Source organism: Streptosporangium sp. NPDC006013 (assembly GCF_040614275.1).
Classification (GTDB): Bacteria; Actinomycetota; Actinomycetes; order Streptosporangiales; family Streptosporangiaceae; genus Streptosporangium.
The window spans coordinates 1-7,973 of sequence record NZ_JBEXUE010000459.1; the positions used below are offsets into that span (position 1 = coordinate 1).

The 7,973-nt window shown below is 68.7% G+C and carries 7 protein-coding genes; 4 read left to right on the forward strand and 3 right to left on the reverse strand.

Translation table 11 applies throughout. The features are described 5' to 3' along the window. Positions 1-15 precede the first annotated feature (15 nt). Positions 16-2,616, reverse strand: a complete 2,601-nt coding sequence (gene fxsT / locus ABZ260_RS41530; RefSeq protein WP_355628739.1) for an FxSxx-COOH system tetratricopeptide repeat protein — start codon at positions 2,614-2,616, stop codon at positions 16-18. Positions 2,617-2,895: 279 nt separating this feature from the next. On the opposite strand from fxsT, the gene fxsA reads away from it, so the two are divergent. From fxsA to ABZ260_RS41545, 3 genes are all read left to right on the forward strand, one after another. After that, complete coding sequence (gene fxsA, locus ABZ260_RS41535; protein WP_350961881.1) at positions 2,896-3,072, forward strand: FxSxx-COOH cyclophane-containing RiPP peptide; 177 nt, start codon at positions 2,896-2,898, stop codon at positions 3,070-3,072. 78 nt (positions 3,073-3,150) lie between these two features. Further along, positions 3,151-4,029 (forward strand): SIR2 family protein, encoded by an 879-nt coding sequence (locus ABZ260_RS41540; protein ID WP_355558946.1) that lies wholly within the window; start codon positions 3,151-3,153, stop codon positions 4,027-4,029. Next, a complete protein-coding gene (locus ABZ260_RS41545) occupies positions 4,026-6,011 on the forward strand; it encodes a tetratricopeptide repeat protein (RefSeq protein WP_355628741.1) in 1,986 nt (661 codons plus the stop codon). The genes ABZ260_RS41540 and ABZ260_RS41545 overlap by 4 nt, the downstream gene beginning before the upstream one ends. On the opposite strand, the gene ABZ260_RS41550 is transcribed toward ABZ260_RS41545, so the two are convergent. Continuing rightward, a complete protein-coding gene (locus ABZ260_RS41550; RefSeq protein WP_355628744.1) occupies positions 5,947-6,762 on the reverse strand; it encodes a hypothetical protein in 816 nt (271 codons plus the stop codon). The genes ABZ260_RS41545 and ABZ260_RS41550 overlap by 65 nt on opposite strands. Before the next feature lie 96 nt (positions 6,763-6,858). After that, entirely contained in the window at positions 6,859-7,281 is a 423-nt protein-coding gene (locus tag ABZ260_RS41555) for a DoxX family protein (protein ID WP_355628747.1), read from the reverse strand. Positions 7,282-7,360: 79 nt separating this feature from the next. On the opposite strand from ABZ260_RS41555, the gene ABZ260_RS41560 reads away from it, so the two are divergent. Beyond that, on the forward strand, positions 7,361-7,864 hold the full coding sequence (locus tag ABZ260_RS41560) for a MarR family transcriptional regulator (RefSeq protein ID WP_355628749.1): 504 nt from the start codon (positions 7,361-7,363) through the stop codon (positions 7,862-7,864). Positions 7,865-7,973: the final 109 nt, after the last annotated feature.

The window sequence follows — 7,973 nt, forward strand, 5'->3', positions numbered from 1 at the left end:
GGCGAACACCCGCACCTACAAGTTCGCCCTCGGCTCCGCACTCCTGGACGCCGCCGCCGAAGGCCGGTCGGAGATCCTGCTCCGGGATCTGGCGGCGAAGTCGAAGTCGAGCCGTTCACCGCGCATGGCGACCCTGGTGTCCGGATGGTCGTTGCCCAGCACCCGCTGGTAGCGCTCGAAGGTGTCGGCCTCCAGCGCCTGGGCCTCCTCGAAGGCACCCTCCGCCCGCAGGTCGATGACGAGGTTGTTCGCGCAGGCGAGAGTGAGCGGGTGGTCCACCCCCAGCAACTCGCGCAGCTGGGCCAGCGTCTCCTGCCCCAGCCGCCTGGCACTGGGGGCATCCCCCTGTGCCGCGAAGTCGCTGGCGAGGTTGATCGCACAGGTGAGGGAGTAGTGGTGCTCGCGGCCGAGCGTGCGGTCGAAACCCTCCAGGGAGCTCAGATCGAGCCGGCTCGCCTCCTCGATCTGCCCGTTGACCCGCAGCAGCAGCGCCAGGTTCATGTCACAGCCGAAGGTGAAGGGGTGCTCGTCGCCGTACATGCGGGGATAGCGAGCCGTCACATCCCGCAGCAGCTCCAGCGCCTCGGTGATCTCGCCTCTGGTGCGTTGCGCGTTGGCCAGGCACAGTGCCGCCGCGAGCGTGTCGTGGTGGTCTCGCCCGAAGATGCGCTCCTCCCGCTCGTACGTCGCCTGCGCGAGGTCGAACGCCTCGTCGATCTGCCCCACCCGCCGTTTGGCGATGGACAGATCCTTCGCCGTGCGCAGGGTCCAGGGATGGTCCGGGCCGAGCTCCTGCACCCCGAACTCGTACGCGTCCTCGCCGAGGTCGCAGGCTTCGGCATAGTCACCTCTGAGCCGCACGATACGTGAGAGACCGTTGCCCGAGGTGAGGATGTTCTGTTTGCTGGATCCCGAGTCGGGACGGCGGTGCAGCCTGTAGGTGGTCTCCTGCAGCTCGAAGGCCTTCTCGTAGTCGCCGAGCAGCAGATAGTCGATGGCGAGGTTGTTCATGGCGCGCAGCGTCCGGTGATGCTGGGGGCCGAACACGCTCTGGTGCCGCCGCAGCGACTCCCTGTCGTGCGCCAGGGCCGCCGTGAAGTCACCTCGCATCCGCAGGTCTCCGCCATGACTGTTGGTGAGCAGGAGGGTCTCCTCGTGGTCGGGTCCCAGAATCCTCCTCATCCGCGTCAGGGTCTCGCGGTTGAGTTCGAAGGAGGCCCGGTAGTCGCCGAGCTCGCGAAGGACGATGCCGAGATGCCGCTGCGCGGAGAGCACGTGCTGGTCCTCGTCCCCGCTGTCGGCCCGCCATCTGGCGATGAAGCCCTTGACCAGGTCGCTGGCCGACTGGTAGCCCCCGGACGAGTAGAGGTAGCGCACGACGTCGAGGGCGAAGCGACGGATGCGGGGATCCTCACCGGCCTCCACCATCGCGGGTGTCATGTGGCTGAGCAGCTCGGCGTAGCGCGGCCACAGGACGGTGTCGTCCGGAAGGCCCGGCGCCGCCGCGGCGAGCATGAGGTGCACCTCGTGGCGGAAGGACACGTGCTCCTCCCAGCCCAGCTCGGCACGGAGCAGTGCCTGAACCAGCCGGTGGACCTGGATGGTCCGGTTCTCCGAGTCGATCCGCGCCAGGGCGTACCGGCCCAGCTCCCTGATGGCCCGGCTCAGCAGGATCGGATTGTCGAGAAGCGGGCCAAGACGCGACCCGACCGCGAGGTCGTCGGGAAGTGCCCCGAACACGTCACGGGGGATGGGATCGGGTCCGAAGAAGGCGCAGCAGCGCAGGAGCTCCACGGCCTCGGGCAGCTTCGCCTTGAGCTGTGACACCGACAGCGACCACGCCGCCGTCATGGACAGCGGATAGTCCGACGCCTTGTTGGCGTCGAGCAGCTGGGCCGTCTGCTCGTCGAGCAGCCGGAGATACTGCTCGACGGACATCCCGGTCTCCGTCTGCAGCGCTCCGGCCTGCTCCAGCGCGAGCGGGAGGTCGCCGAGCTGCTCGGCCAGCCGGTTCATGTCCTCGTGGCTGGTCGAGCCGGGGACCCGCCTGGTGAGGAACTCGATGCTCTCCGCCCGGCTGAAGACGTCGACGGGCACGGTGTCGACCACGCTCTGCCAGGCGTAGTTGCGTGAGGTGATCAGGACGTGCCCCGGGCCCCGCGGGATGATGTCGTTGATGTCCTCCGGCTGCTCGGCGTTGTCGAAGATGAGCAGCCACCGGGAGTACGGGTCACCGCGGCGCAGGGCGTCCAGCACGGCGGCGGACGCGTCCTCCACCCCCATCGCGGCGGAGGAGGGCACGCCCAGGTGCGGGGCGAGCGCGGCCAGCGAGGAGCGCACCAGCATCGGCTGGTCCGCGGGTATCCACCAGACCAGGTCGTACTCGTGCCGGAAGCGGTAGGCGTACTCGATCGCGACGTGGGTCTTGCCGACACCGCCGAACCCGTGAAGGGCGTGCGGCACCACGGCGGTGACCTCGGACGTGACGCCGGTGTGCAGCTTGTCGAGGAGGCCTTCACGACCTGTGAAGTTCTTGTTCTGCTGGGGGACCCTGCCCCAGATCTGGGGCTGGCGTCCCGGCAGGCGGGAAGTCCCCGAAGACTGTGAAATGGGCACGCGACGGCCTCCACTCGCCCGATTGGGAATCAGCTTATGGCTCCGGGCCTCCACGAGCGCATAAGCGAAGGGGTCAGAGTCTCATTGCCGCACCTCAACAGCGGATCTCTGTCACACCCTAAAATGCCTATTTTCCGGTCAACTATATAGTCCCGCCCGCCAAATTATCTTCCCGAGTACTCGCCTGAACACCGAAAGGATGTAATCATCAAGGCGTAGGCGAGGACGCTCGGAGATCCGGGGACGCGTGCGTCTCGCCGTGGGCGCAAGGGAGTCCGCATGAGCGAGGAAGCCGCCACCGCTAACATCGATTCCGGCAAAGGTCTGATCGACCTGACGGGTCTGAACTTGGCCGATCTTGACAAAATCGGTGATTCCATCCTGGACCTGGTCCGCCGGCGAATAGCCGCCGACGGGGACGCGGGGCCGGTGGCCGGATTCGACTCCTCCATATAGAAACCTTGGTGATAACCCACCAATGTGCGACATTGGAGTGCGAGACTGGCACTTTCTGTCGACAACAATGGTGGGACCGTGGACGATGTCGACTGGCAACGGTTGATCGACCAGCTCCACAGGGGTGACTGCACCCCTTTCCTCGGAGCGGGCGCCTGCGCCGGGACGCTCCCCACCGGTGCCGCCCTGAGTAACCGGTACGCCCTCCACTACGGCTACCCGTTCTCCGACCCGGGCAATCTCGCCCGCGTGATGCAGTACGGCGCGGCGGTGGTGCGGGATCCGGTGGATCTCAAGGAGGGGGTCTGCAGGCTGCTCCGCTCCCACGGGGGGCCCGCTCCCGGCGATCCGGAAGAGCCGCACCGGCTGCTGGCCGGCTTCCCCGTGACGACGTTCCTCACCACGAACTACGACGACTTCCTGGCCGAGGCGCTGCGGGCCGAGGGCAAGGAGCCCCACGTCGCCGTCTCCCCCTGGTGGGAGGCCGATCCCGCCGCCGCGCCCGTCCTGCCAGAACCGACGGTGGACTGTCCCCTCGTCTACCATCTGCACGGAAGCTGGTCCGAACCGGCGTCACTGGTACTGACCGAGGCCGACTACCTGACCTACCTCGTCAACATGGTGGACGTCGTCGCGACCGGCGGGAGGCACCCGCTGCCGACCCCGATCCTGCGGGCGATGACCGCCCGGCCACTGCTCTTCATCGGCTACAGCCTGCAGGACTGGACGTTTCGGGTGCTGTTCCACGGCCTGATGCGCGGCACGCCGCGCAGCAACAAACGGCGGCACGTGAGCGTGCAGCTGATGCCCGAGATCAACGGATCGGCGAGCGACGCGGAGAGCAAGGCCAGGCGCTACATCGCCCACTATCTCGACGGCTGGAACATCTCGATCTTCCTGGGGACCGCCTCGGAGTTCTGCGCGGAGCTCCGGCGGAGAATGGGACGGACACCATGACAGACGCGACTCACCGGAACGACGGGGCCATCCACCCGTACGTGGGGCTACGCCCCTATGACCGCGACGAGCACGCGCTGTTCTTCGGGCGGGAGCGCGAGGGCCGCGACATCTCCACCATCTGGCAGGCCACCGGTCTCACCGTGCTGTTCGGCGCCTCGGGGGTCGGCAAGACGTCCCTGCTGCACGCGGGTGTCCTGCCGCGCATCGAGCCCGAACGCGCCGACGTCCTGCCCGTGGCCCGTGTGTCACCCCGCGGGATCACCTCGCTGCGCCCGAGGGTCACCGGCAACCCGTACGTACTGGCGCTGCTGTCGGCCTGGGCGCCGGAGGAGCCGCTGTCCGTGCTGGCCGGGCTGACGGTCTCGGACTTCCTGGCCAGACGCCCGGAACGCGTCGACCGGTACGGTGACCCGGTGCCCACCCTGGTCGCCGTCGACCAGGCGGAGGAACTGTTCGGCGGTCCGCCCGACCGGGAGGAGGAGCGCCACGCGCTGCTGCGCCAGCTCGCGCGGGCTGTCGAGGAGCACGACGGGCTCCACCTGCTGCTCTCGCTGCGCGAGGAGTATCTGGCCTCCGTACTGCCGTACGAGCGCCCGCTGGGCCGGGGCTCGCGGGCGCGGTTCCAGCTGCTGCCGCTCTCGCGCGCGGCGGCGCTCGACGCCACGACGAGACCCCTCGAGCACACCGGCCGGTCCTTCGCCCCGGGGGCCGCCGAACGACTCGTCGACGACCTGCGCACCGTCCCCTTCCTCAACGACGAGGGGCAGACGACCACGGTGACGCTCAACACCGTCGAGCCCGTCCAGTTGCAGGTCGTCTGCTCCGCGCTGTGGGACTCGCTGCCGCCGGGCCTGCACGAGATCACCGCCGAGCACGTGAACCTGCATGTGAACGTCGACCACTTCCTGACCGGTTTCTGCGAGCGGATGCTGGCGCAGGTCGCGGCCGAGTCGGGGGTCACGTCGAGCGAGATCCGTTCCTGGCTGCGCAGGACCTTCGTCACCGAGCACGGGACGCGCAACACCGTCTACGAGGGCCTCCGTGAGACGGCGGGCATGCCGAACGCCATCGCCGAGGCGCTGGAGGACCGTCACCTGCTGCGGGGCGAGCACCGGCTCGGGATCCGCTGGTACGAGCTACAGCACGACCGCCTGATCGGCTCGGTGCGCCAGTCGCAGCACCCGGCGACCTACCTCGGTGACGCGCGGGCGGCACTGGCCAGGCGGAACTGGGAGACGGCCCGCGACCTCGCGGAGGAGGCGGTCCGCGCCTCGGGGCCCGGCGAGACCTGGGTGCGGGCCGAGGCCCTGGTCGTGCTGGGGGAGGTCGCGGCGGCGGGAGGCGAGGTGCAGGGGGCGCGCCGCCGGTTCGAGGAGGCGGCCGACGTGTTCGCGACGCTCCAGCGGTTCAACGGGGTGGCCTCGGCGCTGACCGCGGAGGGACGGCTCTGGCTGGCCCAGGGCGAGTACGCCAGGGCGGTGGAGCAGTTGCGCGCCGCGCTCTCCTGGGTTCCCAACGACCTGCCCGCACAACTGGCACTCGGGGAGGCCCTGTGGCACCTGGGACAGCCGCGTGCCGCACTCGCCCTTCTCAACGGCGCCGTGGCACTCGCCAGCGAGCCCCCCGTCGATACGCTGGCGCTGCGTGGAGAGATCCTCGCCGATCTCGGAAGGCCCGGCGAGGCCCTGCGCGACCTGGATCGCGTGAGACGGCACCAGCGGCCCACCACGATCGCCGCCAGGGCGCTGGCCCTCGCCCTGGCCGGACGGTTCGACGCCGCCGGGCAGGAGATCCTCGACGCGACCGCCGACGGGTCGGACAGCGGGCCGGTCCTGCTGCGGGCCGCACGCGTCCACGCCCTGCTGGGGCAGCACGCGACCGCCGAGGATTTCGCCTCGCGGGCGCTCGGCGCGGTCACTCCCGGGCTTCCACCGCATCTTCGGAAGCAGGCTGAGGATTTCCTCCGGAAAACGGCGTGACATCGGTTCTCGCCGCCTCCCATATGTGGTTGAACTGCTCCACCCAGTAGGTGTACCAGCGCTCGTCGCGGCCGCGGGTCAGCTCCAGATGCATGCGTGACGAGGTCGAGGGATTGTGAAAGCCGTGAATCTCCACGATGACCCGGCCCCGCGGGGTCTCCGGGTCGAGAAGCACAAGGCTGAATCCCGGACTGTAGGAAAGGAGGCGGTACTCGAACTCGCCCACGGTCTTCCAGCCGCTCATCAGGCGGAGGCGCTCCATGGTGCTCTTCAGCGCGGCGGGAAGCCTCTGGACGGGAAACTCGATCGAGTCGTCCAGTTGCTTCGCGGCCTGCTGGACCGCCCCCTTCTCCAGGGGGTCGAGAATGACGATCCTGACGCGTCCCCTCTCCCGCGCGAGCACCGTGTTGCGCATGATCTCGCAGGTCTGCGCGGAGAGCAGGTTGACCGCGGAGGGGGCGAACACCCGGACGTCACGCGCGTGGGCGAGCAGCGACGACAGCGGCGCGCTGTCGTACACCGACCGGTCGTTCAGCAGCCCGTCGGGAGATTCGGCGGGTTCCGCGGGAAGGGTGATCCGGTAGAGCAGCAATCCCACCCCCGAGAGCAGGACCGCCCATCTGAGGTCGTCGTCCAGCGCGTCGCTGACGATTGACAGGAACGCGAAACCGAAGACGACGATCGTGAGGGCGTACGCGTCGATGTGCTGCCGAGCCTTGAAATCGCTGCCGATTCTTCGCAGCCACCGCACATCGACCCCCAGCCATTCGGCACCGTCGAAACAGCTATGCCCATTGTCGGCGGTCCGGACCTCGTGGCGCGCGATGTTCCGCCCGGCGGACGGAGCCTAGACCGTGACCGGCCGGCGACGCCCCTGACGGAGACCGTCGACGGCGAGGGCACCGCCACCGCTGAAGGCGATGGCCAGGGTGCCGGCGGCAAGGGTGAGGACGAACTCGTAGCCCCCCTCGCTCACCGAGAAGCCGGCCGGGGCGTGGGCGAAGGCGATCGCGCCGAGCATGTTGAGCACGAGGAGAGTGCCGAAGACCGGCAGGGCCGCGCCCAGGATGAGCGCGATGCCGCCGACGACTTCGAGGACGGCGACCGCCGGGGCCGCGACGCTCGCCAGCGGGATGCCCAGCGAGTCGAAGAAGGCCGTGGTCTGGGCCAGCCCCATCGTCATGAACTTCTGCAGCCCGTGGACCAGGAAGACCGCGCCGATGCCGATCCGCGCCAGCAGCAGGGCGTAGGGGCGCACTTGGTCAAGCATGATGACTCCTCGCTGTCATTCGAATTTGAACCAAACCATAGTGGTTAGTTCAAATTTGAACAAGCCGTAGGATGTTCTGGTGAGCGAGACGAGATGGCTCAGCGAGAGCGAGATGGCCATGTGGGTGGCCTACCTGTCCGCGACGCATCTGCTGGAGCGCCGCGTCGAGGATCAGCTGAAAGCCGACTCGGGTCTGACCCACACCCAGTACGAGATCCTGGTGACACTCGCCGAACGCCCCGACGAGCAGATGCGGATGACCGAGCTCGCCCGCCGGCTGATCACTTCAAAAAGTGGTCTCACCTACCAGATCGGGCAGTTGGAGAGACGAGGACTCGTCACGCGGGCGACCTGCCCCTCCGATGAGCGGGGCGTGCTCGCGGTGCTCACCGAGGAGGGCAGGCGCTGCCTGGAGCGGACCGCCCCCGGGCATGTGGCCGTGGTGCGCGCCTTTTTGATCGACCGGCTCAGCCCCGAGGAGATCGAGACCATGAGGCGGATCATGACGAAGGCCGCCGCGGCCATGGAGGCGGCGCCGGCCGGTCCGTTCCGCAACCCTCCGCCGGGCAAAAGCCCAGGTTAGCGCGCGGGCCGGGCCCGGGACCCCGGTTCTCGCTTTCGGCCACGGAATCGCGGGGAAGACGCGAGAATCCGGTACGGCTCGCACGGGGGGCATACCGTGCGAGCCGCAC

What these genes read in the sequence shown, in the direction of transcription:
- ABZ260_RS41555 (WP_355628747.1), bottom strand. Translation starts at nt 7,281, where the DNA reads ATGCTTGACCAAGTGCGCCCCTACGCCCTGCTGCTGGCGCGGATCGGC.
- fxsA (WP_350961881.1), top strand. Translation starts at nt 2,896, where the DNA reads ATGAGCGAGGAAGCCGCCACCGCTAACATCGATTCCGGCAAAGGTCTG.
- ABZ260_RS41545 (WP_355628741.1), top strand. Translation starts at nt 4,026, where the DNA reads ATGACAGACGCGACTCACCGGAACGACGGGGCCATCCACCCGTACGTG.